Origin of the sequence: Curtobacterium sp. MCPF17_051 (assembly GCF_003234595.1) — a bacterium.
In the GTDB taxonomy this organism is placed as follows: domain Bacteria; phylum Actinomycetota; class Actinomycetes; order Actinomycetales; family Microbacteriaceae; genus Curtobacterium; species Curtobacterium flaccumfaciens.
In genome coordinates this window covers 105,189-131,222 of the sequence record NZ_QKSE01000003.1, presented here as the reverse complement: position 1 = coordinate 131,222, position 26,034 = coordinate 105,189, and the positions used below count along the sequence as shown (strand labels likewise).

The 26,034-nt window shown below is 69.0% G+C and carries 20 protein-coding genes; 5 read left to right on the top strand and 15 right to left on the bottom strand.

Annotated elements, in window-relative coordinates:
* Positions 1-82 precede the first annotated feature (82 nt).
* From DEJ35_RS03340 to dnaK, 3 genes are read right to left on the bottom strand one after another with little or no spacing between them, the layout of a single operon-like run.
* A complete protein-coding gene (locus tag DEJ35_RS03340; protein ID WP_111192057.1) occupies positions 83-1,087 on the bottom strand; it encodes a DnaJ C-terminal domain-containing protein in 1,005 nt (334 codons plus the stop codon).
* A gap of 41 nt (positions 1,088-1,128) precedes the next feature.
* Positions 1,129-1,788, bottom strand: coding sequence for a nucleotide exchange factor GrpE (locus DEJ35_RS03335; protein ID WP_082046895.1), 660 nt, complete (start codon positions 1,786-1,788; stop codon positions 1,129-1,131).
* 2 nt (positions 1,789-1,790) lie between these two features.
* Positions 1,791-3,656, bottom strand: coding sequence for a molecular chaperone DnaK (gene dnaK, locus DEJ35_RS03330; RefSeq protein WP_110858742.1), 1,866 nt, complete (start codon positions 3,654-3,656; stop codon positions 1,791-1,793).
* 912 nt (positions 3,657-4,568) lie between these two features.
* On the opposite strand from dnaK, the gene DEJ35_RS03325 reads away from it, so the two are divergent.
* On the top strand, positions 4,569-7,808 hold the full coding sequence (locus tag DEJ35_RS03325) for an Ig-like domain-containing protein (RefSeq protein WP_181435491.1): 3,240 nt from the start codon (positions 4,569-4,571) through the stop codon (positions 7,806-7,808).
* Positions 7,809-7,910: 102 nt separating this feature from the next.
* On the top strand, positions 7,911-8,336 hold the full coding sequence (locus tag DEJ35_RS03320; RefSeq protein ID WP_111192055.1) for a DUF3060 domain-containing protein: 426 nt from the start codon (positions 7,911-7,913) through the stop codon (positions 8,334-8,336).
* A gap of 215 nt (positions 8,337-8,551) precedes the next feature.
* On the opposite strand, the gene DEJ35_RS03315 is transcribed toward DEJ35_RS03320, so the two are convergent.
* From DEJ35_RS03315 to DEJ35_RS03295, 5 genes are read right to left on the bottom strand one after another with little or no spacing between them, the layout of a single operon-like run.
* A complete protein-coding gene (locus DEJ35_RS03315; protein ID WP_110858739.1) occupies positions 8,552-9,643 on the bottom strand; it encodes an NAD(P)-dependent oxidoreductase in 1,092 nt (363 codons plus the stop codon).
* Positions 9,640-10,506, bottom strand: coding sequence for a glycosyltransferase family 2 protein (locus tag DEJ35_RS03310; protein ID WP_111090161.1), 867 nt, complete (start codon positions 10,504-10,506; stop codon positions 9,640-9,642). Before DEJ35_RS03310 ends, DEJ35_RS03315 begins: the two co-directional genes overlap by 4 nt.
* Positions 10,503-11,765, bottom strand: coding sequence for an O-antigen ligase family protein (locus DEJ35_RS03305; RefSeq protein ID WP_111192054.1), 1,263 nt, complete (start codon positions 11,763-11,765; stop codon positions 10,503-10,505). Before DEJ35_RS03305 ends, DEJ35_RS03310 begins: the two co-directional genes overlap by 4 nt.
* Positions 11,762-12,805 carry a glycosyltransferase family 4 protein gene (locus DEJ35_RS03300; protein WP_181419947.1) on the bottom strand — a complete coding sequence of 348 codons (1,044 nt, stop codon included), beginning with the start codon at positions 12,803-12,805 and terminating at the stop codon, positions 11,762-11,764. Before DEJ35_RS03300 ends, DEJ35_RS03305 begins: the two co-directional genes overlap by 4 nt.
* 41 nt (positions 12,806-12,846) lie before the next feature.
* Positions 12,847-13,599: a WecB/TagA/CpsF family glycosyltransferase gene (locus tag DEJ35_RS03295; RefSeq protein WP_111090159.1), complete on the bottom strand. Its 753-nt coding sequence runs from the start codon at positions 13,597-13,599 to the stop codon at positions 12,847-12,849.
* An 83-nt stretch (positions 13,600-13,682) separates the two neighbouring features.
* On the opposite strand from DEJ35_RS03295, the gene DEJ35_RS03290 reads away from it, so the two are divergent.
* Positions 13,683-14,945, top strand: coding sequence for a hypothetical protein (locus DEJ35_RS03290; protein ID WP_111090158.1), 1,263 nt, complete (start codon positions 13,683-13,685; stop codon positions 14,943-14,945).
* Between the two features lie 42 nt (positions 14,946-14,987).
* On the opposite strand, the gene galE is transcribed toward DEJ35_RS03290, so the two are convergent.
* From galE to DEJ35_RS03275, 3 genes are all read right to left on the bottom strand, one after another.
* Positions 14,988-15,947: a UDP-glucose 4-epimerase GalE gene (galE, locus tag DEJ35_RS03285; RefSeq protein ID WP_111123509.1), complete on the bottom strand. Its 960-nt coding sequence runs from the start codon at positions 15,945-15,947 to the stop codon at positions 14,988-14,990.
* Positions 15,948-16,023: 76 nt separating this feature from the next.
* Entirely contained in the window at positions 16,024-17,442 is a 1,419-nt protein-coding gene (locus DEJ35_RS03280; protein ID WP_111192053.1) for a polysaccharide biosynthesis tyrosine autokinase, read from the bottom strand.
* Positions 17,442-18,548 carry a polysaccharide pyruvyl transferase family protein gene (locus tag DEJ35_RS03275; RefSeq protein WP_111192052.1) on the bottom strand — a complete coding sequence of 369 codons (1,107 nt, stop codon included), beginning with the start codon at positions 18,546-18,548 and terminating at the stop codon, positions 17,442-17,444. The genes DEJ35_RS03280 and DEJ35_RS03275 overlap by 1 nt, the downstream gene beginning before the upstream one ends.
* Before the next feature lie 83 nt (positions 18,549-18,631).
* Here DEJ35_RS03275 and DEJ35_RS03270 point away from each other — a divergent pair, with 83 nt between their 5' ends.
* Both DEJ35_RS03270 and DEJ35_RS03265 read left to right on the top strand, forming a co-directional pair.
* Entirely contained in the window at positions 18,632-19,816 is a 1,185-nt protein-coding gene (locus DEJ35_RS03270; protein WP_111192051.1) for an acyltransferase, read from the top strand.
* A gap of 97 nt (positions 19,817-19,913) precedes the next feature.
* Complete coding sequence (locus DEJ35_RS03265; protein WP_146244736.1) at positions 19,914-21,098, top strand: ankyrin repeat domain-containing protein; 1,185 nt, start codon at positions 19,914-19,916, stop codon at positions 21,096-21,098.
* A gap of 107 nt (positions 21,099-21,205) precedes the next feature.
* Here the strand turns inward: DEJ35_RS03265 and DEJ35_RS03260 are convergent, their stop codons facing one another.
* The 4 genes from DEJ35_RS03260 to DEJ35_RS03245 are packed head-to-tail and all read right to left on the bottom strand — an operon-like array spanning position 21,206 to position 26,005.
* Positions 21,206-22,402 carry a glycoside hydrolase family 1 protein gene (locus DEJ35_RS03260; protein ID WP_111192086.1) on the bottom strand — a complete coding sequence of 399 codons (1,197 nt, stop codon included), beginning with the start codon at positions 22,400-22,402 and terminating at the stop codon, positions 21,206-21,208.
* An 8-nt stretch (positions 22,403-22,410) separates the two neighbouring features.
* The gene (locus DEJ35_RS03255; protein ID WP_111192049.1) at positions 22,411-23,283 is read right to left on the bottom strand and encodes an alpha/beta fold hydrolase; all 873 of its coding nucleotides are present in this window, start codon (positions 23,281-23,283) and stop codon (positions 22,411-22,413) included.
* Positions 23,280-25,067 carry an ABC transporter ATP-binding protein gene (locus DEJ35_RS03250; RefSeq protein WP_111192048.1) on the bottom strand — a complete coding sequence of 596 codons (1,788 nt, stop codon included), beginning with the start codon at positions 25,065-25,067 and terminating at the stop codon, positions 23,280-23,282. Before DEJ35_RS03250 ends, DEJ35_RS03255 begins: the two co-directional genes overlap by 4 nt.
* Positions 25,064-26,005: an ABC transporter permease gene (locus DEJ35_RS03245; RefSeq protein ID WP_110858726.1), complete on the bottom strand. Its 942-nt coding sequence runs from the start codon at positions 26,003-26,005 to the stop codon at positions 25,064-25,066. Before DEJ35_RS03245 ends, DEJ35_RS03250 begins: the two co-directional genes overlap by 4 nt.
* Between the last annotated feature and the right edge of the window lie 29 nt (positions 26,006-26,034).

The window sequence follows — 26,034 nt, the reverse complement described above, 5'->3', positions numbered from 1 at the left end:
AACCAGCCTGGAGGAACGGCGAGCGTCCGTCAGGAAGCCGCGCCGTTCCTCCAGGCCGGGTCGACTGCTGTGGTCGCGCGCGCTAGTCGCGCGCCTTGGCGAGGAGGTCCTCGCGGGGGTTCTCGTCGGGCAGCGCAGCCGCGAGTGCCTCGACGGCCTCGCGCTGCTTGTCCGACAGGTGCGACGGCACCGCGACCTGGACGGTCGCGAGCAGGTCGCCCGTGCCCTTCTTCGTCGTGACGCCGCGGCCCTTGACGCGCAGGACGCGACCCGACGGTGTGCCGGGGGCGACCTTGAGCTTCACCGGCGAACCGCCGAGCGTCGGGACCTCGATCGTCGCGCCGAGTGCCGCCTCGGTGAACGTCACGGGGACGTCCACGCGCAGGTTGAGACCGTCGCGCTCGAACACCGGGTGCTTCCGCACCGACACCGCGACCACGAGGTCACCGGCCTCACCACCGTCGGGCGAGGGCTCGCCGCGGCCGCGCAGACGGATCTTCTGACCGTCGGCGACACCCGCGGGAATGCGGACGTTCACCGGTCGACCGTTGCCCTGCGACAGCTTGACGGTGTCACCGGCGATCGCCGTGGTGAAGTCGAGGGTCGTCGACGCCGTGACGTCGCGGCCCTTCGTCGGCCCACCGAAGCCGCGGTAGCCGCCGGAGGTCTGACCGAAGCCACCGCCCCCACCGAACATCCCGCCGAGGATGTCCTCGAAACCGCCGGCACCGCCCGGGCCGCCCTGGCCGAAGCGGACGCGCTGTCCGCCACCGCCCTGCTGCCCGAACATCCCGCCGAAGACGTCCTCGAACCCGCCCTGGCCTCCGCCGCCCGCCGTGAAGCGGGCGCCGGAGCCCATCGCGCGGACCTGGTCGTACTCCTGGCGCTGCTCCTTGTCGGAGAGCACCGAGTACGCCTCGCTGATCTCCTTGAAGCGGTTCTCGGCGGCGGCGTCACCCGGGTTGGAGTCCGGGTGGAACTGCCGCGCGAGCTTCCGGTACGTCTTCTTCAGCTCGGCGTCGGAGGCGTCCTTGGACACGCCGAGGACCTTGTAGAAGTCCTTGTCGAACCAATCCTGACTGGCCATGGATCACCTGCCTTCTTCTGTCGTCACCGTGGGGACCCGGCTCAGGCCGGGACCGCCACCGCGACCTTGGCCGCGCGGAGGACCCGCTCACCGAGCTTGTAGCCCGGCTCGACGACGTCCGCGACGGTCTGTCCGGTGGCACCCGGGGTGGGGAGCTGGACGATCGCCTCGTGGATGTTCGGGTCGAACGCCTCGCCCTTCTCGCCGATCTGCACCAGCTTGAACTTCTCGAAGCCCCCGCGGATCTTCTGGCCGATGACCTGCATCGGGCCCTCGGCGAGGTCACCGTGGGCCTCGGCCCGGGTGAGGTCGTCGAGCGCCGGCAGCAGTGCCCGCACCACTTCGGCGATGGCGACCTCGCGGTTGGCCTCACGGTCACGCTCGACGCGCTTCCGGAAGTTCACCAGCTCGGCCTGCGCACGGAGCATGTCCGCACGCATCTCGGCGACGAGGTCGCGGTCCTCGGTGCTCAGCTTGTCCTCGGCGATGCCGCGGGCTGCGTCGGCGAGCAGCGCTTCGTCCTCCGGGGAGAGATCGTTCGCTGCATCGGCCGCCGGGCCCCCGGCGGCGGGGCCGTCCGTCGGTACTTCGACGTCGGGCCCCTCCGCCTCGATGAGGTCCTCGGGCTCGGCAGCGTTCGTGGCGTCGCCCTCGACCTGGGGCTCGTCCTCGTGGGGCGCGTTGTCCTTGGGATCCGTCATCGTTACTTCTTGTCCTTGTCGTCCTCGTCGTCCACGACCTCGGCGTCGACGATGTCCTCGTCGTCGGCCGGCTGCTCGCCCGCGGGCTGCTCGCCACCGGCGGTGCCGGCTGCTGCGTCCTGCTGGCTGTAGATGGCCTGGCCGAGCTTGCCCTGCGACTCGTTGAGCTTGTCGAAGGCGGTCTTCACGGCGTCGTCGTCCTCGCCCGCGAGAGCGGACTTGAGCGCGTCGACGTCGGCCTGCACCTCGGACTTGACGTCCGCGGGGAGCTTCTCGTCGTTCTCCTTGATGAGCTTCTCGATCGAGTAGACGAGCTGCTCGGCCTGGTTGCGACGCTCGTTGGCCTCGCGACGAGCCTTGTCCTCGGCGGCGTGCTCCTCGGCCTCGCGGACCATGCGCTCGATGTCCTCCTTCGGCAGCGACGAGCCGCCGGAGATGACCATCGACTGCTCCTTGCCGGTGCCCTTGTCCTTGGCGGACACGTGCACGATGCCGTTGGCGTCGATGTCGAACGTGACCTCGACCTGCGGTACGCCACGGGGAGCCGGCGCGATGCCGGTGAGCTCGAAGGTGCCGAGCGGCTTGTTGTCGCGGGTGAACTCGCGCTCGCCCTGGAAGACCTGGATCGCGACCGACGGCTGGTTGTCGTCAGCGGTCGTGAAGGTCTCGCTCCGCTTGGTCGGGATCGCGGTGTTGCGGTCGATGAGCTTCGTCATCAGGCCGCCCTTGGTCTCGATGCCGAGCGACAGCGGCGTGACGTCGATGAGCAGGACGTCCTTGCGCTCGCCCTTCAGCACGCCGGCCTGCAGTGCGGCGCCGACGGCGACGACCTCGTCCGGGTTGACGCCCTGGTTCGGGGACTTGCCACCGGTCAGCGACTTGACGACCTCGGCCACGGCCGGCATGCGGGTCGAGCCACCGACGAGCACCACGTGGGCGATGTCGTTGACCGAGACACCGGCTTCCTTGATGACGTCGTTGAACGGCTTCTTGGTGCGGTCGAGCAGGTCGGAGGTCATCTGCTCGAACTGTGCGCGCGAGATGGTCTCGTCCAGGTTCAGCGGGCCCTCGGCGGTGAGCGTCAGGTACGGGAGCTGAATGTTCGCCGACATCTGCGACGACAGTTCCTTCTTGGCCTGCTCAGCCGCTTCCTTCAGGCGCTGCTTGGCGATCTTGTCCGTGGACAGGTCGACGCCGTGCTCGTCCTTGAACTTCTTGACCAGGTAGTCGACGATGCGCTGGTCCCAGTCGTCGCCACCGAGGCGGTTGTCACCGGAGGTCGCGCGGACCTGGATCGTCGAGAAGTCGTCGTCCTTGCCCACCTCGAGCAGGGAGACGTCGAACGTGCCGCCACCGAGGTCGAAGACCAGGATGAGCTCGTCTTCCTTGCCCTTGTCGAGGCCGTAGGCCAGAGCGGCCGCAGTCGGCTCGTTGATGATGCGGAGGACGTTGAGGCCGGCGATCTCACCGGCGTCCTTCGTGGCCTGGCGCTCGGCGTCGTTGAAGTACGCCGGCACGGTGATGACCGCGTCGGTGACGTCCTCACCGAGGTACTGCTCGGCGTCGCGCTTGAGCTTGCCGAGGGTGCGAGCCGAGATCTCCTGCGGCGTGTACTTCTTGCCGTCGATCTCGGTGGTCCAGTCGGTGCCGACGTGACGCTTGACCGACGCGATGGTGCGGTCGACGTTCGTCACGGCCTGGCGCTTGGCGGTCTCGCCGACCAGCACCTCGCCGTCCTTCGTGAACGCCACGATCGACGGCGTGGTGCGCATGCCCTCGGCGTTGGCGATGACGGTGGGCTCACCGCCCTCGAGCACGCTGACGACCGAGTTGGTGGTTCCGAGGTCGATGCCTACTGCACGTCCCATGTGTGGGTACTCCTTCTGTCAGTGCTGGTGGTGCGAAGTCTGTTGCGAACTTGCGTCCGCATGGCTCAACTCTACACCGGTCAGGAGGCGCGTCAACGTCGGGCAGACAAAGTTGCGGTGATCACACTCAACTCACAGCGCAAGCGAGGGGTCAACGACTGGCATATCAGGTGATATTCTGTATCTACATGCTGCATTCGCTTCGGCGAACTGTGGCGTGTCCCTTCCCGCACGGCCGCATCCTGCGGCCCGTCTCGAAAGATGCACATGTCTCACAAGAAGAGGGCTTCGACAGCTCTCAAGTCCATGGGCGCGGCCGGGCTGGCCGCAGCCACCATCGTCTCTGGTTTGTCGTTCGGCGCCCCTGCCGCTTCCGCCACTGCCGCTCCCGAACCGTCCAGTGCAGAAACACAGGCGAGTGATCGACTCATCGGCAAGTTCGTTCAGCTGAATCGGACGGGGTCGACAGACCCCAGGGCATTCGTGGGCGTCGCGGCTCCGACCTTGAACGCTGCTCCTGGCAGGGTGTGGAGCCAATCGAAGGCAACCGCACAGTCATCCGCGGGTACATATACCTTCCCTGCAGCTGGAAATCGTGGCCCGATCCGAGGTACTGGATCTGCCGCGGACTTGTGCTTGCAGCCGTCAAGTTTGTCGGTCGGCAGCGTCGTTCTCGGACGTGCCTGCACTGGAGCTGCGAACCAGGACTGGGAGTGGACCAACGTCTACAATCAGTTCGTTTCTGGCCCGGGACTCCGTCCGGTCGGGTCCACTTACACGATCGGGGCCTCCGACCCGGGTGATAGCGGCTTTATGTCGATCACCCACCTCACAGCAGAGCACTACGCCGACGCCGTCCTGCGTGGCGACCTCGCGGATGCAACCGCAGCGCTGTCTGCAACAGTCACGTCCGTGGACTACTCCGCCAAGTCGGCGGTCCTCTCCGGCACGGCGACACCGGGTGCGACGGTGACGATCGGCAGCCAGAGCGTCACGGTCGCGAGCGACGGGACCTGGTCGATGACCGTCTCGGGGCTCGCGAACGGGACGAACACGCTGACCGCGATCCAGAAGATCAACAACGTCGAGCACGACCGCAAGGACGTCACGGTCAACCTGGTCGAGGGCGGCACGCTCGTCGGCGTCGACCAGGGCCCGATCGAGCTCGCCCGCGGTACGACCACGGACGTGCCGATGGTGGTGCAGAACAACGAGGCACGTGAAAACGTCGACGGCACGGTCACGCTCACCGCGCCGGAGGGCGCTACGTTCGATGCGCAGTCCACGGTCCAGGGCGCGTACCGCGCCGTCGGGGCCGAGGAATGGTCCGCTTCGACGACGATCCCGCTGACCGATGGTCGTCTCTCGGACGCCGGGAAGACGATCACGTTCGATGCCGACTGGGCAGGAACCCGTCCCGCGGGTCAGCAGTACCGCTTCATGATGAAGGTCAACGTCCCCGAAGCCACGCGTGGTGGAACCGACAAGATGGGCTTCGTCTTCAACGGCACCAGCTCGGTCGGCACGTTCCGCGCGGCCGCAGCGACCTCGACCCACATCGAGGTCACGGAGCAGCCGTTGACGGCGAAGGTGGACTCGGTGAACCAGGCCGGCAAGTCCGCGGTCATCTCCGGCACCGCAACGCCCGGCGCGTTCGTCTACATCCCCGGCACCGGCGTCCCGGTCCGGGTCGCCGCCGACGGGTCCTGGACCATGACCGTCACGGGCCTGAAGGACGGCGACAACTCCCTCCGCGTCGTGCAGATGATCGACAACAAGGACATCGACGACAAGATCCTCGAGGTCACGATCAACGCGTCCGCGATCGTCGGGCAGGACGGCCCCGCCGTCACGCTCGAGCGCGACGCCACCACGAAGGTCCAGGCGCAGTTCCAGACCCAGGGCGATGTGTCCCGACCGGATGCGAAGGTCACCTTCACCGCTCCCGAGGGCACCGTCTTCGCCGAGGGCCAGGACACCATCCAGGGCAGCTACCAGAAGCCCGGCGAGGGCTGGACGAACCGTTCCCTGACCCTCACCAACGGTGACCTGTCCATGGACGGCAAGACCTACACCTACACGTTCAAGCCGACCACGTCCACGTGGACGCTGCCGGACGCGTCCCTGCTGCGCTGGGGCATCGACATCGAGACCCCGGCTGACGCGCCCGAGGCGACCTCGGCGATGACGACCAAGCTCGTCGGGACCGCTGTCGAAGGCTCCTTCGACACCACCTCCACCACGAAGACCACGATCGGTGAGGCCGCGAACCCGGTCGCTCCGATTGTCGTGGAGACTCCGGCGAACGGGTCGAACGTGACCGACAAGCGTCCGGTGTTCTCCGGCACGGGTGACGAAGGCGCCACGATCGAGATCAAGGGCGCGACCGGCAGGGTCGTCGCGACCACCACCGTCAAGGACGGCAAGTGGAGCGTCCCGGCCGGTTTCGACCTCGTCGACGGCAGCTACATGCTCACCGCGGTCCAGACACCGCTCAAGGGTGAGAGCACGAGCGCACCGATCAACTTCGTCGTCAAGGCGATGGTCCCGGTCACGTTGACCGCTCCCGCGATCGACTCGGACGTCTCAACGCCGAACCCGGTGTTCGAAGGCCGCGGCACCGTCGGAGCAACCGTCGTCGTGCGGGGCACCTACGGCACCGTCCTCGCCTCGACCACGGTCAAGGCGGACGGCACCTGGTCGGTCCCCTCGGCGGTTGCGCTCGCGATCGGCAGCTACGCCGGAACGGCATCCCAGACCGTCACCGGCACGACCACCACGGCACCGTTCAAGTTCACCGTCGGCCAGAACATCGCCCCGGTGACGCTGGAAACCCCGGCGGTCGGCGCTGAGGTCACGGACACCAACCCCGTGTTCACCGGTACGGGCCAGGCCGGCGCGACCATCGAGGTCAAGGGCACCTACGGCACGACCCTCGCCACCACGACGGTCAAGGCCGACGGCACCTGGTCGGTCCCCTCGGCGGTTGCGCTCGCCAACGGCGAGTACGCCGGCAAGGCATGGCAGACCGTCAACGGCAAGACCACCTCGGCGGACTTCCGGTTCACCGTCGTGCAGAACATCGCCCCGGTGACGCTGGAAACCCCGGCGATCGGCTCGGAGATCACGGACACCAACCCCGTGTTCACCGGTACGGGCCAGGCCGGCGCGGCCATCGAGGTCAAGGGCACCTACGGCACGACCCTCGCCACCACGACGGTCAAGGCCGACGGCACCTGGTCGGTCCCCTCGGCGGTTGCGCTCGCCAACGGCGAGTACGCCGGCAAGGCATGGCAGACCGTGAACGGCAAGACCACCTCGGCGGACTTCCGGTTCACCGTCGTGCAGAACATCGCCCCGGTGACGCTGGAAACCCCGGCGATCGGCTCGGAGATCACGGACACCAACCCCGTGTTCACCGGTACGGGCCAGGCCGGCGCGACCATCGAGGTCAAGGGCACCTACGGCACGACCCTCGCCACCACGACGGTCAAGGCCGACGGCACCTGGGAAGCTCCCTCCACCGTCACCCTCGCTCGGGGCAGCTACGCCGGCAAGGCATGGCAGACCGTGAACGGCAAGACCACCTCGGCGGAATTCCGGTTCACGATCGTCGCACCGATGATCCCCGTCTCGCTGACCGCTCCCGGCCAGGACGCGGTGGTCACCACCCCGAACCCGGTCTTCAGCGGCACCGGGACCCCGAACGCCGACATCACCGTCACCGGTGCTTCCGGGACGCAGCTCGCATCGGGCAAGGTGCGCAGCGATGGCCGCTTCGACGTCACCTCGACGATCGCTCTCGGAGCCGGTTCCTACTCCGGGACCGTTCGACAGGTCGCTGACGGCAAGGTGACCACCGCCCCGTTCCAGTTCCGCATCGAGTTCACTGCGGTGACGCTGGAGAGCCCGGCGATCGGCGCGAGTCTGACCAACGGCACGCCGGTGTTCTCCGGCAAGGGCACGCCCAAGGCTCCCCTGGTCATCAAGGGCTCCGGCGGCACCACCCTGGCCGAGGGATCGGTCAAGGACGACGGCACCTGGACGCTGACGTCGACCGTGACGCTGGCACCCGGCAGCTACTCGGGCACCGTGGTGCAGTCCCTGCCTGGGGCGGACACGACCGCGCGGTTCTCCTTCACGGTGAGCTGAGCACTCCGAATCCGGAGCGCTCGTCGAGGCCCAGGCTCGCTCACCGCGACCTGGGCCTCGACCCTTCCATCCACACAACGCCTTCGACGTCAGGATCCCCTCATGCAGTTCATCAAGCCGATCACCATCGCCACCGCAGCACTCGCCCTCGCCACCCTCGCGGGCTGCTCGGCGGCAGAGACGAACACCGCGAAGCCCAGCTCCACCCCGTCAGCCACGTCGCCCGCCGGGCCCGCGGTCAAGAAGGACGTCGCATGCAAGGACGGGACTGCGAAGGTCACCGACGACAGCGCCGAGCTCACCGTGAAGGGCGACTGCACGAACCTCGAGATCTCCGCTTCCAATTCACTCGTCACCGTGACGGGAGCCGTTGAGCACGTGTCGATCGCGGGTGCCATCAACTCGGTCCACGCGAAGTCGGTCGGGTCGGTGACCATCGGCGCCGGCTCGAACGGCAACGTGGTCAAGGCCGGGAACACGCCCACGGTCGACGACAAGGGCGCGCAGAACGAGATCGCTGCGGAGTAGCGCGCACGCGAGCGTGCAACGCCCCCGCACAACGACGATGCCCCGGCTGCTCATCCCGAGCAGCCGGGGCATCGTCGTTCGCTCAGGATCGCCGTCGAACTGATCCGTCGCACGGAGTGGCATCGGCGTCGCCTCCCCCCCTGCCGACCTCCCAGGGGCAGCAGGAAGCCCCGGCCACTCCACACGGAGCAGCCGGGGCTTCCTGCGCAGAAACCTCAGCTGGCCAGGAGTGCCTCGGCTGCGGTTCCGAGTTGGCCGTCGATCCAGTCCTGCAGGCGCACGACGCCGGCGTCCAGGTTCCACTGCGGCTCCCAGTCGATCGCGGCCACCGTCGGAGCGACATCACACGCCGCGAACCGGACGTCGCCGTCACGGAACGCCCCGGTGACGTGCGGAGCGGGCGCTCCGTGGTGCTGAGCGATCGTCCGAGCGAGGTCGTTGATCGTCGATGGGACGCCGGACCCGATGTCGAACGTCGTGGTCCCGACCGAGCGAGTCATCCCGAGCGCCGCCACGAAGGCGTCGGCGATGTCGTCGATGAACACGAAGTCACGGGTGATCTCGCCGTCCTCGTAGATCGGGATGCTCTGCCCGGCACGGGCGAGCTGGGAGAACAGCGAGACGATGCCGGTGTAGCTGTTCGTCAGGGACTGCCCGGGCCCGAAGACGTTCTGCAGGCGCAGGACGGTCAACGCCGTGTCCCGCGCGCCGACCCAGGCCGCGAGGATCTGCTCCTGCGACAGCTTGGTCGAGCCGTAGACGCTGGTCGGATGCGGGACGTTGTCATCGGCGCGGGCGGGGAGCGGTGACAGTCCGTCGAAGTTCCACGCCCCACGCTCGAGCTGCGCGTGGCTGCGCTGGCCCGGGTACTGGACGTCACCGGCCTCGGACATCCAGCGCCCCTCCCCGTACACCGCGCGACTGCTGCTGAGGAGGATCCGCTCGGGGACGACGCCGTGACGGCCGAACCCGTCGAGCATGCGGGTGGTTCCGACGACGTTCACCTCAGCGTGTCGCGACGCCTCGTCGAGCGACTGCGCTGTTCCGGTCTCTGCCGCGAGGTGGATCACGATCTCGGGGCGGACGTCCGAGAGCACATCGTCCCAGACCTCGCTCCTCGTGATGTCACCCACCACGAGTTCTGCGGAAGCATGGAGTCCGACCGGTCGCACCCGCTCGGGATGGACCTGCGGATGCAGCGAGTCGACGACGACCCAGCGGGCGAATCTGCTCGCAAGCCGCTCAGAGAGTGCGCAGCCGATGAAGCCGGCGCCCCCGGTGACGAGGACAGTGTTGGTGGTGTTCATCTGTTTCCGCTTTCTTCTTCGGTGGAACGGTGGAGACGCCGACGTTCACGGACGGCATCGCGTGCTGACACGGCGACGTACCGGAGCACCTCGACGGCGCGACGTGGTGGGGCGCTGGCAGCACGGAGGTAGGGCGCGATGGGAGTCGCACCGGCTCGAGAACGGCCGGCCGCGAGGACACGGGCGGTGATCGCACGACGGTGCCGCTCGTTCTCCCACCAGTAGCGCCACGACCGGACGGCGCCAGGGGACGCGTAGAGCACGACGGACGTGGGGTCGGGGACGACGGCTCCGGGGCGCCATCCGCGTGCGAACAGGTCGTAGTCCTCGCACCAGCGGATCTCTGGGTCGTACCCGCCGGTGTCGAGGTACCACTCGCGACGGAACGCACTCGCCGGGTGCGCGACCGGCATCTGACCGCGTTCGAACATCGCGTCGACGGCGACGGAGTCGTGCGGGAACCGATCGGCGAGGATCGTCCGCGTGCCGCGCTGCTCGACGAGCCTGCCGAAGGTCGCGACCGCGGCAGGGTTCTCCCGAAGCTGACGGACGTGCGCCGCGAGCCTTCCGGGGAGCGCGACGTCGTCTGCGTCTGCGATCGCGATCACCGCTGCGGTCGTCGCTCGGATGGCGCGCTCGCGTCCGATCGATCGACCGACGTTGTGCGGGGATCGGAGCACGCGGAGCCTCGGATCGACGAGTGATCTCAGCGCGAGATCGGTCCCGTCCGTCGATCCGTCGTCGAACACGACGACCTCCAAGGCGACCTCGGTCTGGTCGAGGAGCGAGCGCACGGCGGGGACGATCGTGTCGACGGCGTTGTACGCGCTCATCACGGCTGCGATGTCTGGTCGACCACTCATCGCAGCACCCCGGTGAGTTCGTCCGCTCTGTCCCGACGCGCTCGTGTGCGTTTTCCTGTCGTCTTCGATCCTGCCGAGAGATCGACGGGGAGGCCGAGTGACAGCCCGATGAGCACCGCGGCGGGAAGCAGGACGAACGGGTAGACGAGGACGTTGTCCGTGGCGGCGGCAGCGAGTGTCGCCGTTAGAGCGAACAGCGCGGCCCAGTGGATCGGCTGGTCCGTCCGTGCGATCCGCTTGACGACACGGATGAGCACGAGCAGACAGCCCAGGACGAACGGGACCAGTCCGACGAGCCCCTCGTCGTGCAGGACGCGGAGGTACTCGTTGTGCGGCTGTGTGATCCCACCGAACCGTTCCGTCACGAAGACGACCGCCGACCCCGGGCCATGGCCGAGGAAGGGCGCGTGCATCGCGTTCTGGCTGACTGCTTCCCAGAGCGCCGAACGGCCGGAGGTGTTGATCGCGAGGCCACCGACCTCGACCGCGTTGTCACCGACGAGGAAGCGATCGCGCAACGGTGCGAACGTCGACAGGAGCGCCCAGGTGGCGAGCGCGACGCCGGTCACCGCGCCGCAGGCGAGCAGGATCCGGTGTCCTCGGCGGAGCCGGACGACGAGTCCCACCAACATGAGGATGCTGATCGCGGACGCCGTCCGGGACAGGCTGAGCACGATGGCCCCGACGATCACGAACGGAGCGGCAAGGGCGAGGAGGTCTGCCGGTGGCAGCACCACCGCAGCGGACAGCAGCACGAGAGCAGTGAGGGCGAATGCACGGGTCATGTAGACGTCCGCACCCGACACACTGCCGACGGCGAACAGGACGGCGACCAGGACACCGACACCGGCGAACACCCGGAGCGTCGCGCCGGCGATCTCCACCGTCGCCGACCGCGCAGAGAACGCGATGCCGAAGGTGAACATGGTGAGGATCGCTGCGTTCTGGAGCCCGTCGGGGTTGGGAGCGAAGACGAGACGGACGACGACGAAGCCGTAAAACAGGAGCAACGGCAAGGGGACGGTTGCGAGTCCCGCTCCCACGACGAGCGGGGCCAGCGCGATGAGCACCGCCATGACACCGAGCGAGATGAACGCGGAGAGGCTCACCGGCCCCAGACCGACACGGCCACTCGTGTCGATCACGATCGCCATCGTCACCGCCACCCAGGTGAGCCAGGGCAGGGCCGGGGCTCGCCAGCGGTGTCCTCGGAACGATCGACGGCTCGGAAGGAACGTCGTGGCGGGATGGACGCTCATCGGGCGCTCTCGTCGAGGACGTGTCGCCAGGCGTCCGTGTAGGCGAGCTCGGACAGACGCGCCGAGAAGGTCCGCGAGGCGCCAGCGGACAGTCGTCCGCGGAGTGCAGGGTCTCTGATCAGGGACTCGAGGGCATCGGCGAACGCATCCTCGTCGCCGACGTCGACGAGGAAGCCGTTGACACCGTGCTCGATGAGGTCTGGAACACCGCCGGTGCGGTACGCGACCACAGGCGTGCCGCTCGCGAACGCCTCGACGATCGTCAACGGCTGCGCCTCTTCGAGCGACGACGTGAAGGCAAGACACGTCGACACCGCCAACGCTTGCCACTTCTCGGGCGCGCCGAGCGCGCCCACGACCGCGACACGTGCCGCCACGTCGGCATCGACCAGTTCGCGTTCGACCGCTGCGACGACGTCTGCATCGGCGGGCGAACCCGCCAGTGTGAAACGCCAGCGCTCGGTCCCGGTGCGACGAAGGAGGAGTCCGGCGATCCGCACGAAGTCCTCGGCACCCTTGCCAGGGATGAGGTTCGACAGGAAGAGGACGCTGCACGGATCGGCGTCGGTGGTCACAGACGGCACCGGGCCCGGCGTGTTGGCGAGACAAAGTGCAGCGCGGCCAGGCAGGTCTGCGAGCAGGGACGGACCGAGTGTGACGATCCGGTCGCTCGAGCCGAGGAGACGATCGACACACCACGCCCACAACCGGCCTCGACGACGGAGGTCCTCGAAGCCGACCGAATGCACGTAGAGCACCAGAGAACTCCGGAAGAGCCGCAGGAGCTCGGACACGGCCCAGTCGACGAGGAACGATCCGCCCCGGGTGGTGACGAACACCACGACCGCCTCGGGCCGGAAACGGACGCTGGTCCAGACGACACGGGTGAGCAGTCCGACCACCGCGACCACCTTGCGCAGCGAAGGCACACCGACCTCGGCGACCGTCGCACTGAACCGACGATCGACGAGTCGTGACGGTCGCCCCAGCCGCTCGAGCACGTCGAGGAAACGGAGGGTCATCACGGTCTGGCCGTGCACGGGCGGAGGAACCTGGCTGACGACCGCCACGCGTCTGCCGGTCATCGGCGTCGCCGCAGGGCCGCGCGGAGGAACACGAAGTTCCCGATGAGGTAACGCTTCCAGAGACGGCGCGGTTCGCTCGCGAGCCGGAAGACCCACTCCAGCCCGACACGGGTCATCCACTCCGGAGCCACTGGCTTCGTCCCCGCGATGAAGTCGAACGCCACCCCGACCCCGATCGCGACTTTCCCGAGGTGTTCGGCGATCCGTCGCGTCTCGACGTCCTGCAGCGGTGTTCCGAGGCCGACCCAGATGATGTCCGGATCAGCGGCGACGATTTCGGCGTCCTGAGCGGCGAGCTCGTCGTCGGTCAGTGGCCGGAAGTACGAGCGGTGCATCCCGACGATCGAGACGCCCGGGTACCGCCGCTCGAGTTCGGCGCGGAGGGACGCCAGCACCTCGTCCGTGTTGCCGAGCAAGAAGTGCCGGAGTCCCCGGCTCCGCCCCCGGTCCATCATGTCCGGGAACAGCGACGGGCCCCTGACCTGCGACAGCGCGCGGCCCGGGAGCACTCTCGACACCCACGTGAGGGGCTTGCCGTCTGGGTAGACGGCAGCCCCGGAGGCGATGAGCCGATGGTAGTCCTCGTCCTGCGCGGTGAGGGAGATCACGTACGAGTTCGCCAGGTGGACGTCACCGGCACCACCGCTCTGCGCGACCGCCGCGATCTGTTCGATCGCTTCATCACGGGTCGCGACGATGATCGGCACGCCCGCGATCTCCGTTCGCTCGAACTCGGCAAATGTCAGCATCTCGGTCCTTCACTCATCAGGTCGGTCACTCACGGGTCGGTGATATACTAACACGTGACATCCATAATGAGAGGGGCGCGAACATGCAGCGACTCGGCCGACTCGCGCTCCCCTTCGCCGCTCAGGCGATGCTGAGCCTGGGCCAGATGGGCATCACGATCGTCGGCACCGTCCGCCTGACTCCCGACGGATGGGGCCGTTTCGCCGTTCTGCTCTCCGTGTTCTTCGTGGCGGCCGGCTTCGTGCGCGGGTTCGGAGCACTACCCGTCGTCATCTACCTGTCAGGCGACCCGGAACGGTCTCGAGCGGCACGCCGTGCTGCGGTGCTGCTCACCCTCGCCGCAGCTGTTCCCGCGTCGATCACGATCGCGGTCGTCGGCCTCGGTCTCGCGACCGCCGCATCCGGACTCGCGCTCGCAGTGGCACTCGTCACGTACGCCCTGTACGACACGACACGATCGGTCGAGATGTCGGCAGTCCGCTACGGTCGCGTCGTCTCCACCGACGCCGTGGTCATGGTGGTCCTGGCCGGATTCTGTGCGATCGGGCTGTTGCCCGGCGTCGACGCGTCGGTGGCGCTGCCGGTGGCGATGACGATCGCGTACGGAGCGGGTGCCGCAGGACTCGCACTGCGAGGACGCCCGACCCGGTCGTGGAGCGTTCGGGTGTTCCTCGATGAGTACCGGCGGGACATCCCGTTCCTCGCGCTCGACGGTGTCCTGATCGGCACCACGATGAGCGCGGTGGTGATCGCGCTCGGCGCATCGACGTCACTCGCCGTGGCCGGCGCGTTCCGGAGCTGCACCACCCTCATCGCGGGGCCGTTCCAGATGCTGCAGACAGGACTCTCCCCGACCGTCATCCGCTCGATGCGAGGCCGCGCGGTCGAGGAACGATCGGCCGATCACCGGAATCCCACTCAGGCTGCGCCGTCGTCCTTCCGCGCACGGATGCGGTCGCTCGCCTTCCCCGCAACGATCGCTGCGAGCGCGATCGTGGCCGCTGTGCTCTGGGGCACGACGGCGGCTGCGGTCGTGCCGTTCGTCCTGAGCGCCGTCCACGTGACCGCGCTCTCCGACGCAGTCCCGTTCAGCGTCGTCGCTTGTCTCCTGGTGTCAGCACTGTGGACCAGCACCGTGTTCTCGACGTTTCAGCGCTACCGCCGGTCGAACGCCGAGCTCACGACTGTGCGGGTCATCACGCTCGCGTGTTCGCTCGGCATCCTCATCGCCGTGCCGTCGGACATCGCGGTACCCGTGCGGCTGATCGCCGCGACCACGCCGTGGGTCGTCGTCCCTGCTCTCCATGCCGCGCTCCGCTGGGCGCCCGTGTCGCGGCGACTCTGAAGGGCCCCGAGCCGAGAACGCGACGGTCGCACCCATCGTGCGTCAGGAGTGGACTGCTCCGAGGGCGGAACGGACGATCGCGTCGAGACCGTGACGAGCCCGCCACCCGAGTTGATCGGCCGCGACGGACGGGTCCGCGACGACCGCGGCGGGATCGCCAGCACGAGCTTCGGCGACCCGCAGGGTGCTCGGTCGCCCGAGGGCGCTGCTCACCTCGGCCACGACCTCTCGGACGGACGCCCCCTTGCCCGTGCCGATGTTGACCGGCCCGGCGAAGTCGCTGGCGTCGCGGAGCGTGTCGACCGCGGCGAGGTGCGCCCGTGCGAGGTCTGCGACGTGGATGTAGTCGCGGACGCAGGTGCCGTCGGGGGTGTCGTGGTCGTCGCCGTAGACGACCGGTGGCTCACCGCGACGGATCCGATCCACCACGATCGGGATGAGGTTCTTGGCAGCGGTGTCCGCGAGGTCGTCCCATCCGGCGCCGGCGACGTTGAAGTAGCGCAGCGAGATCGCCCGCAGACCCCAGGCGTCGTGCGCTGCGTCGAGCATCCACTCACCGATCAGCTTCGTCTGCCCGTACGGATTGATCGGCGAACACGGGGTCCGCTCGGTGACGACGACGTCATGCACAGCGCCGTACACCGCAGCCGAGGACGAGAAGACGATCCGAGCGACCCCGACCCCACGCATCGCTTCGAGCAGGTGCCCGAGCCCTCCGACGTTGACGCTGTAGTAGCGCTCCGGTTCGGCGACCGATTCCGCGACGTCCTTGAGGGCCGCGAGGTGGATGACCGAGGACACGTCGTGCTCGTGCATGACGTCGATGAGCACTGACGTGGCATCAGCGGCCGCGAGGTCGAGTTGGATGACGACGGCTTCGACCCGCGACCTGAGGCCGCTCGAGAAGTCGTCGACCACGACGACCGACTCGCCTCGCTCCTCGAGGAGGCGCACCACGTGCGAGCCGATGTACCCGGCGCCGCCGGTGACGAGGATTGACAAGTTCAACTCCCAGAGGGTTCGGGGTGGGTGAGGGCGGCGCCGACCGGGCGCGCGACGGTCGAGCCGACACCGCGGGTCATGTGGTCAGACCGCGCCGGCCGCGCCGCTCCTCGGGCACTGGCTCGATGACCGGGGTGTCGCCGTCGTAGTAGGCGTACTTGCCGTAGGACCCACCACCGGCACCGCGCATCGGCAGCATCTGGCCGACCACTCCGAACGTGACCGCCTTGACGGCGTCGAGCGCCCGGAGTGCCGCGACGACATCCGCCTTGCGGACCTTGCCGGCGGCGGCCACGAAGAGGATGCCGGCGACGGCGCTGAGCACGGCGGCATCGGCGACCAGCAGGACCGGAGGCGCATCGATCACGACGTAGTCGAAGTTGCGCTCCAGGTGTTCCACGGTTGCACGCATCGCAGCGGAGCCGAGCATCTCGCTCGGGTTCGGGGGGATGCGTCCGGACGGGAGCACCGAGAGCGCTTGCTCACCCCACGGCTGCAGGACGTCGGCGATCTCCGCACGTCCGATGAGCAGGTCCGTCAGCCCGGCGTTCCCCTCGATGCCGAGGTAGTCCGCCACACGGGGGCGCCGGAGGTCCGCATCGACGAGCGCGACACTCGCTCCGGTCTCAGCAAGGGCGATGGCCAGGTTCGCCGCGACGTAGCTCTTGCCCTCGCCCGGCCCGGAACTGGTCACCACGAACGAGCGGCCAGCGTCGCCGAGGCCGACGAACTGCAGACTCGTCCGGAGTCGACGGAAGGCTTCCGACCGTGGACTCCGTGGATCGGCGTGGACGATGAGGGGACGTTTCTGGGCGTCCGGATCGACGAAGATCCCGCCCAGGTAAGGGCGGCGAGCGACTGCCTCGATCTGCTCCGCGGTCCTGACCCTCGTGTCGAGGTTCGTCCGGAGCACCGCGATCCCGACCCCGGTCACGAGACCCACCGCGAGGCCGATCGCGAGCATCAGCGGGACCCGTGGAGCACTCGGCGCGCTCGGCACGGATGCCGGCGCGATCGTCTTCACGGCGATGAGGGACGGTCCGACGCTCGGTTTCTCGAGGTCCTCGGACACGACGCGTGCGAACGACTCCCCGACGGCGTTCGCGATGTCTGCCGCACGCTTCGCGCTGGTGTCCGTCACGGAGACCTCGAGGAGCACGGTGTTGGCGGGGGACGAAGCGCTGACGAGCGGCGCGAGCTCGGCTGCCGTCATCTGCGGCTCCAGCTCGCGTCCGGCGCGATCGAGGACGATCGGACTGTTCACGACGTCGACGTACGTGGAGATCGCTTGTCGCGCGAAGCTCGTCCCCTGGTTCAGATCCGTACTGGCGGCGCCCTCCTGCGCACGGACGGAGACGTAGAGACGAGTCGACGCGGTGTAGGCGGGTTTCGACGCAGCTGCGAGCGCACCACCGCTGAGGATGCCGAGCAGCGCCGTCGCCGTGATGAGGAGCCAGCTCTTGCGCAGGATCCGGACGTACTCCTGAGCCTCCATCAGGCAACACCTCCGTGGGCACCAGCGGGTTCGACCGTCTCGAACGGGAGCGGCTCGCGGAGCTGGTCGGTCGTGGTGACGCCCTCGCGCCAGTCGGCGATCCGTCGCACCCCGACCACGAGGCGCTGGCGGAGCACGTTCACCTGCGCCTGGGTCGCCGAGCGCTCCAGGGGGTCGAGTGCCCGGGTCGCAGCATCGAGGATCTGCTGCTCCGTCGAGCCCGGAACGACCGCGGGCCGTTCACCCGTGACGCTGAGCCAGAAGTCGTCACACTTCGAGGCGTAGGCGAGCGGCACCGTGGGGACGCCCAGGCCGACCGCGGCGACAGCGCCGTGCAGTCGCTCCGTGAGCATGAGACTGCACCGGCTGATCTCCGAGGTGGTTGCGCGGACGTCGCCGTCGAACCGGTGGATCCGCGACGGGCGGTGCAGTTCGGACTGCAGGGTCCGACAAGCGGCGAGGTCGTTCGGGGACAGTGCGAACAACACGATCTCGGTGTCCGCCCCGGACATCCCGCGAACCGCCGCCGCGACCGACCGCGGATCGAACCGCGACGCCGGATCAGCACCGACGCTCACACCGACCGGGCCGTCGGCGTCATGGACGCGTTCGATGCCCGCCACGACCGGGTACAGCAGAGCAGGGTCACCGACGACAGCAGGACGACCCAAGGCCCGCTCGCACTCCACTGCCGTGAGCGGACCGCGGACACCGAGCAGGATCGATCGGAGCCCCGACCAGCGCCGCCAGTCGTGCCCCTGCAGGCCCAGGGCGAACGTGTCGGTCGACTCAGCAGCCCCTGCGCCGAGTGCGACCACTGCGTCTGCGCGGTACACCCGAGCAGCATCTGCCACGTGCCGCGCCCAGTTCTGGAAGCCGAGCACCGTCCCGCCACCGACGAGGAGCATCCGCTCGGTACGACGTCCGGTGCGGTACGAGTGGATCGCGCTCTGGACGTCGGCGAGCCGCTCCCGTCGGGTCACCGGCGAAACGGCGTCGATCCCGAGGGCGAGACGCCAGGTCTCGAGGAGGAGTTCGTCGCCGTAGTTGCCGTGCCCCGTCCAGCCGAGGTAGACGACCTCGCGCGCTGCGGTTCGAGTGGTCATGTCGTTAGTATATCACGTGCTATATCCATAGCACGTGCCTGATATCATCGCGTATGTTCGTATTTCGTATGTAGAATGGTTACATGCGATCCCGACAGCAGCCCTTCCGTCTCATCCAGGCGCTGCGGTACGTCGCAGCCACCCTCGTGGTGATCGTCCACGCGTGCTACTACTCGGCGGAGCGCTTCGACGAGCACACCCCGCAGCTCGACCGGATCGGCGGACTGGGCGTTTGGCTGTTCTTCACGATCAGCGGTTTCGTGATGGTGATCGTCGGCGACGACCTCGGTCGGACGCCAGCGTCCTGGCACCGGTTCGCCCGGGCGCGGCTCGCGCGGGTCGTCCCGCTCTACTGGCTGATGACCACCATCAAGATCGCCGCGGTGGTGCTGGCCGGCTCGTTGGTGGTCAACTCGGCCCTCAGCCCGGGGACGGTCCTCGCGTCGTACCTGTTCATCCCCACTCACGATGAAGCGGGTGCCATCCACCCGCTCTGGGGCGTCGGGTGGACGCTGGTCTTCGAGATGGCGTTCTACGCGCTCATGACGCTCGCCCTGGCCATCCGGGTCGACCCGCTGGCCCTCTGCGCACCGATCCTCACGATCGCAGCCGCCGCGTCACTCCTGCGCCCGGCCACCGGGTCAGCATGGTGGTTCTACGCCGATGACGTGACGCTCTACTTCCTCGCCGGGATGGTCATCGCCCGCGGGTGGCGAGCACGACGACCGGGCCTGACCGTCTCGTCGCTCGGCGGCATCGCGGTCTGCATGGGCGCCCTGGCCTCGTTGCGTGCCGAACGGCTGGAGGTCTCGGCGGCCGTCGTCCCGCTCGTGATCGCCGCTGTCGTGTTCTCGGCGGTCTGGCTGGAGGATCGGATCGGCCGGTTCGTGCCCCGCTGGGTGATGGCCGGCGGCGCTGCGTCGTACGCGCTGTACCTCGTTCACCCACTCCTGGCGCCGGTGGTGCCCGCAGTACTCGCCGCTGCGGGCGCGTACTGGGTGCCGTGGTTCGTGGTCGTCACGATCACCGTCGGTGCCATGCTCGCCGTGGCGCCGCTCGCCCACCGCTTCGTCGACCGTCCGCTCACTCGCGGGGCCAGCCGCCTGTTGCTCCCCGGGGCTCGAACCAGCCGTCGCCGCAGGTCCTCGAGCCCATCAGTCGCGCGATCAGGACCTCTGGACGCAGTCCGTACCGCAAGTCGGGGGACGGTCCGCGGCGGCATGTCTTCAACATCTCACATTCCGGGCGGCGCCGCTCCGGAAGGGTGACACCTGTGGAGAACTGCGAAGCTGGACGAGAACACGCGACGAGGACCTCACCCGTCCCGCCGCAGGAGGACTGACCTCTGCCGGGTAGTGTCGTCCCGTGCGATGGAGTCGAGTGAACTGGCCCTCCGTTGGCTACGTCTCCCTCGAGGACTTCGACGGCCAGCGCGAACACGTGACCCGGCTGCTCGAGGACGCCCCGCCCACGATCGCCGCGCTCCTGACGGTCAAGTGGACCGATTCGCGGATCGAACGCTGGGTCGTGGAGTCCGCCGACGCCGTCGTCGACCCGGATGCCGACGAGGACGACGTGACGACCCCTGTCGACCTGCCGGGCCACGGTGTGCCCGACCCGGTCGTCGTGCACGCCGACATCGTGGTCCGCAACGACGAGGTGCTCGACACCCCGAGCGGCCTGTGGCGCCGCTGGAACCACGCCAGGGTGTCGCTCCGGTTGCGCGACGCCGTCATCGACCCGCCGGGCGTCGACCCCGCAGCGCTGCTCGCCGGCGATGCGCACGTCGCCCGGGGCGAGCTCGAGTACCTGAACGAGCACGACGCCTGGGAACTCCGCCTGCTGATCTCCCCCGTCGGTGAGGTCGCGATCCGGTTCCGGGGTGTCCGGGTGGCGATCCGGAGCGTCGCCGAGACCGTGTACTCCGGCCTCGAGTCGCGCCCGGCACGCGGCTGGCACGGCCCGGTACCGGACGGTTGGGTGGAGTGGGCGACCGAGGTGGTGCGGGCCGCCGCGTACGGCGACCTCGGCGGGCTGCACCTGGCCGACGACGCGAGCGACGTCGACGACGTCGACCCCCGCTGGGGATTCGCGCCGCTGCACGCCGCCGCGTGGTTCGACCACCCCGAGATGCTCGAGGAACTCCTGCGCCGCGGGGCGACCCTGCAGCTGGAGGACACCGAGGGGCGGACGCCGCTGACGCTGGCGATCGACCGCGATGCGCGACGGGCGGTCGACGTGCTGGTCGCAGCGGGCGCCGACCTGGAGGCCCGTGACGGCGACGGCAACACACCGATCGTCCGCGCTGCGTGGGGCGGCCACGCCTCGATCGTGCGTGCCCTCGCCACCGCGGGTGAGGACACCAGGGCGCGCGGGTCACGGGGCGCGACGCTGCTGATCGCGGCTGTCGACTCCGGCGACCTCGACACGGTCCGGGTCGTGCTGTCGCTCGACGTCGACCGGGACGCCGCCGACGACGAGGGCTCGACCGCTGCGGACCGCGCGGAGCTGCTCCGCGAGACGGCCGTCGCCGACCTGCTCGCCGCCTGAGCACTGTCCGCACCGCGGCCCGTGGGCCGAACCGGGCCGGACGTGACGAAGCGCGGCGGACGGGAGCAGGGCCTCCCGTCCGCCGCGCGCCTGCGGGGTCGACCGTCCTAGACGGTGACCGGCTCGAGGGCGTTCGCCTGCGCGACCCGCCCGTACCAGCGGGCGGAGTCCTTCGGCGTGCGCTCGAAGGTCTCGCGGTCCCACGCGACCAACCCGAAGGTCGGGCGGAAGCCGGAGGCCCACTCGTAGTTGTCCAGGAGCGACCAGTGCTGGTAACCGAGGACCTCGATGCCGTCCTCGATGCAGCGGTGGATGCCCTCGAGCGCGCCCTGCGTGTACGCCTGCCGGCGGGAGTCGTCGGCGGTGGCGATGCCGTTCTCCGTGATCATCAGCGGGACACCACCGGAGAGCTCCCACGCGCTGCGGAGCCCGTCGGCCGAGGCCTCGGGGTAGAACTCCCAACCCGTCAGGGTCGTCTCGACGTCGTCAGCGACGGGCAGGGGCCCGTCCGGACCGATGAACGTGCGGGTGTAGGCCTGCACCCCCAGGAAGTCGTCGCCAGCGGCGTTCTCGAGGTACCAGTCGTCGCGCGGGTACCCGTACTCGCGGAGCATCGCGTCCGCGCCCGGCTCACCGTTGGACTTGAACGCCTGCGTCGCGACGGTCCACCCGGACCGGAGGCCCGACACCTGTGACAGGACCTCGCGCGACCGCCGGTGGCTGGCCAGCAGGGCGTCGGCGACACCCAGGTCCGGGTTCGGCAGACCGTAGGCCACCAGATTCGCGGCGTCCTCGCCGCCGGCGAGCATCGCCGCGATGTTCGGCTCGTTGATCGTGCAGACGTAGCGGACGCCGTCCTGCACGATCGGCAGCGCCGCCTCGGTGTAGCGGGCGAACAGGTCGGTGGCGTCGGGTGCGCGCCAGAAGCCGTCGCGCTCGAACCAGCGCGGAACAGTGAAGTGCATGAGGGTGACGATCGGCTCGATGCCGAACTCGTGGCAGGCGTCGACCATGCGGCGGTAGTGGTCGACCTCGGCACGGCTGACGAAACCGCGCTCCGGTTCGATGCGGGCCCACTCGACGCTGAACCGGTACGAGTTCAGGCCGAGGTCGGCGGCGATGCGGATGTCCTCGCGGTACCGGTGGTAGCTGTCCGCCGCGTCGCCCGAGGGTTCGACGATGGTGGTGTCGGGTTCGTGCTCGTGCACCCACCAGTTGCTGTTGACGTTGTTGCCCTCGATCTGGTGGGCGGCGGTGGCGGCACCCCAGAGGAAGCCGTCGGGGAACTGCAGCGTGGAGATGATGGTGCCTTTCAGTGTTGTGACAAGAAGGTGTCGAACACGGCGACCGTGCCGAGGGGGTTCTCGACCTGGGGGCCGTGGTAGCTGGCCGGGATCACCTCGTACGCTGCCCCGGTGTCCTCGGCCATCTGCCGCTGCCACGGGATCGGCCAGGCGTTGTCCCACTCGCCGTGGGCGACGAGGACCGGCAGGCCGGTGGCGCGCAGGGCGTCGGAGGCGTCAGTGTGGTCCTCGAGGATGTGCCCGCCGGCGACGACGCTGAGCGGGCTGGTCGCGTCGAAGCGGTCGCGCACCATCCGGACGTCGTCGGGCAGCTCGTCGTCGGGCCGGTACGCCCAGAGCGGGTTCGTCGAGTCGAACAGCTGCCGGAGGTTCCCGCCGGTGTCGTGCAGGATCGTCAGCTCGGCGACCTTGCGGTACGGCCAACCGTGCGGCCCGGAGCAGAACTGCACGACGTCGCGGAACGCCGTCGGGTCCTGGATCGCGGCGGCCCGGACGATCACACCGCCGAGCGAGTGCCCGACCAGGTGCACGGGGGCGCCGTCGTCGAGCAGGCGCGCGACCCGGACGACGTCGGCGGCTTCTTCGTCGAGGGAGTAGTCGCGGGGTCCGGTCGGTGCGGCCGAGTCGGCCTGACCGCGTCGGCTGATCGCGACCGCGGTCCACCCGGCGTCGCGGAGGACGGGCAGGAAGGTCCGCCAGTCCTCCTTCGAGCCGGTGTAGCCGGGGACGATGAGCACGACGCCCTTCGACACCCCCTCGGGCACGATCCGGTAGGCCGTGAGCCGCCCGACCGGGACGTCGATCCCGACCACGTCGACGCCGTCCGGGGTGGGCAGGTGCCCGAAGGCCGGGACGGTGGGGAACTCGTGCAGCTTCGTCATGCGCGCAGTGTCCTCCGCGGGTTCGGCACCGCGTCCAGCAGGGCGACCGTGTAGTCGTCCTGCGGGTGCTGCAGCACCTCGGCCGTGTGACCCCGCTCGACCACGGCGCCCTCGTGGAGCACCATGATGTCGTCCGTGATGAGCCGCGCGCTCAGCAGGTCGTGCGTGATGTAGAGGAGCGAGACGCCCCACTGCTCGCGGAGGTCCTCGAGCAGTGCGAGCACGCCGGCACGCAGCGTCACGTCGAGCATCGACACCGGCTCGTCGGCGATGATCACCTGCGGGTCGCTCGCGAGCGCCCGGGCGATCACCACGCGCTGCCGCTGCCCGCCGGAGAGCTGGTGCGGGAGCTTCTGCGCGAACTGCTCGACGGGGGTGAGCCCCACCGTCTCGAGCAGCTCGAGCACCCGGCGCCGGGCATCGCGGCCGGTCAGCCCGGTGTAGTTCGCGATCGGCCGGGACAGCGTGTACTCGACCGTGTGCAGCGGGTTGAGCGCCGAGTACGGGTCCTGGAACACCATCTGGACCTCGGAGCGCAGGTCCCGCAGGCCGCGCTTGCCGAGGCGGGCGACGTCGAGGTCCCCGAACCGGACCGTGCCGGTGGTCGGCTTCTCGACGCCGGTGAGCAGCTTCGCGATGGTCGACTTGCCCGAACCGGACTGGCCGACCAGGGCGAGCGACTGCCCGGGCTCCAGGGTGAACGACACGTCGCGCACGGCCTGCACCGGCTGCTCACCGCGGCGGGGAGCCGGGTAGGTCTTCACGATGTGGTCGACGACGATCGGGTTGCGGGCGGCACCGCGCTCACGGGAGCCGACGGTGCTGAACGACGAGGTCGTCTCCTGCCGCTTCTCGCCGGCCTCGGCACGGAGCGAGCGGTCCGGGAAGCCGGGCAGCGACACCACCTCGGCGCGGGGGTCGGCGTAGTGCGACAGGAGCATCTGCGTGTACTCGTCCTGCGGGTCTCGGAGGATCTCGCGTGCGCCGCCGTCCTCGACGATCCGGCCCTCGTGCATGACGAGGACGCGCTCGGTGGCCTCGAGGACGATGCCGAGGTCGTGGCTGATCAGGATCGCCGTGAAGCCCTCGGTGCGCTGCAGCTCGATGATGGTGTCCATCACGGCGTGCTGCACGAGGACGTCGAGCGCCGTCGTCGGCTCGTCGAACACCATGAGCTGCGGCTCGAGCGAGAGCGCCAGGGCGATGGAGACGCGCTGCCGCATGCCGCCGGAGAGCTCCCCGGGGAACCGGGCGAGCATCGAGGTCGGCAGCTTCACCTTCTCGATGAGCTCCTTCATCCGGGCGTCCCAGCGGTCGCGCGGCACGTGGCCGTGCGCCTTGAAGACGTCGATGAAGTGGTTCCGGATGGTGCGCACCGGGTTGAGCGCGTTCATGCCGGACTGCAGCACCATGGCGAAGCCGCCCTGCCGCTGCTGGCGCAGGGCTTCGTCGTCGAGGTCGCGGATGTCCTTCCCCGCGAAGACGATGCTGCCGCCGTTCGTCCGTGCCGGCGGCTTCTGCAGCCGGGTCAGCGCGTACCCGAGCGTCGACTTGCCGGAACCGGACTCGCCGACCAGGCCGACGAACTCGCCCTTCTGCAGCTGGAACGACACGTGGTCAACGGCCTGGACGGCGCTCTGGCCGGCCGACTCGTAGACGACCGACAGGTCGCGGACGTCGAGCAGGACGTCCTGGACGGCACCGCTGTCGGACTGGAGGCCCGTGGCGGCGCCGGTGGGCGCCTCCAGGCCGTCTGCCGGGTGCGTTGCTGGCAAGCCGCTCATGCGCGCTTCTCCTTACGGGGCCGTGCGCCGTCGCGCAGCCGCGGGTTGGACACGGCGTCGACGCCGAAGTTGATCAGGGTGAGGCTCATCGCGAGCAGCGCGATGCACAGACCCGGCGCAAAGAGCAGGATCCACTGCCCGGTGAGCAGGGCGTTCGAGTTCTGCGCCCAGTACAGGATCGTGCCCCAGCTGACGATCGACGAGTCGCCGAGTCCGAGGAACTCGAGACCCGCCTCGGCGAGGATGGCACTGGTGGCTGCCCCGAAGAAGCTGCCGACGATGAGGCTCGTCATGTTCGGCAGGATCTCGCGGAACACGATGCGGGTCGCGCCCTCACCGGAGAACTGGGCGGCGGTGACGAAGTCCCGGCCGCGCAGCGACTGCGTCTGCGAGCGGAGCACGCGAGCGCCCCACGCCCAACCGGTCACGACGATGACCGCGATGATCACCGCGATGCCGCCGTTCTGCAGGTAGGCGGCGATGACGATCATCAGGGGCAGACCCGGGATGACGAGGAACAGGTTCACGATGAACCCGATGACCTCGGCGATCCAGCCGCGGACGTAGCCCCAGCTGAGGCCGATCGCGACGGCGACGAGCGTGGACAGGATGCCCGCGACCGCGCCGACCATGACCGAGATTCGGGCGCCGTAGATGATCTGGGACAGGACGTCCTCGCCGGCGGCGGTGGTGCCCATCCAGTGGTCGGGCGTTGCATCGGCGGACCGGGCGAAGCCGTTCTGGCTGGCGCCGTACGGGGCCAGGAGCGGGGCGAAGACCGCCACGAACACGAAGACGCCGAGGATGATGATGCCGATCCGGGCCTTCTTGTTCGACCAGACGACGCCGAACTGGCGGGCCGCGGCGCGCCACTTGGACGGAGCCGCTTGTTCTTCCGTGTCCTGCGTTCGCACGGCGATGGTTGCGTTGTTGGTCATCGACGTGCCCCCGGGTGCTTGATGAGGGC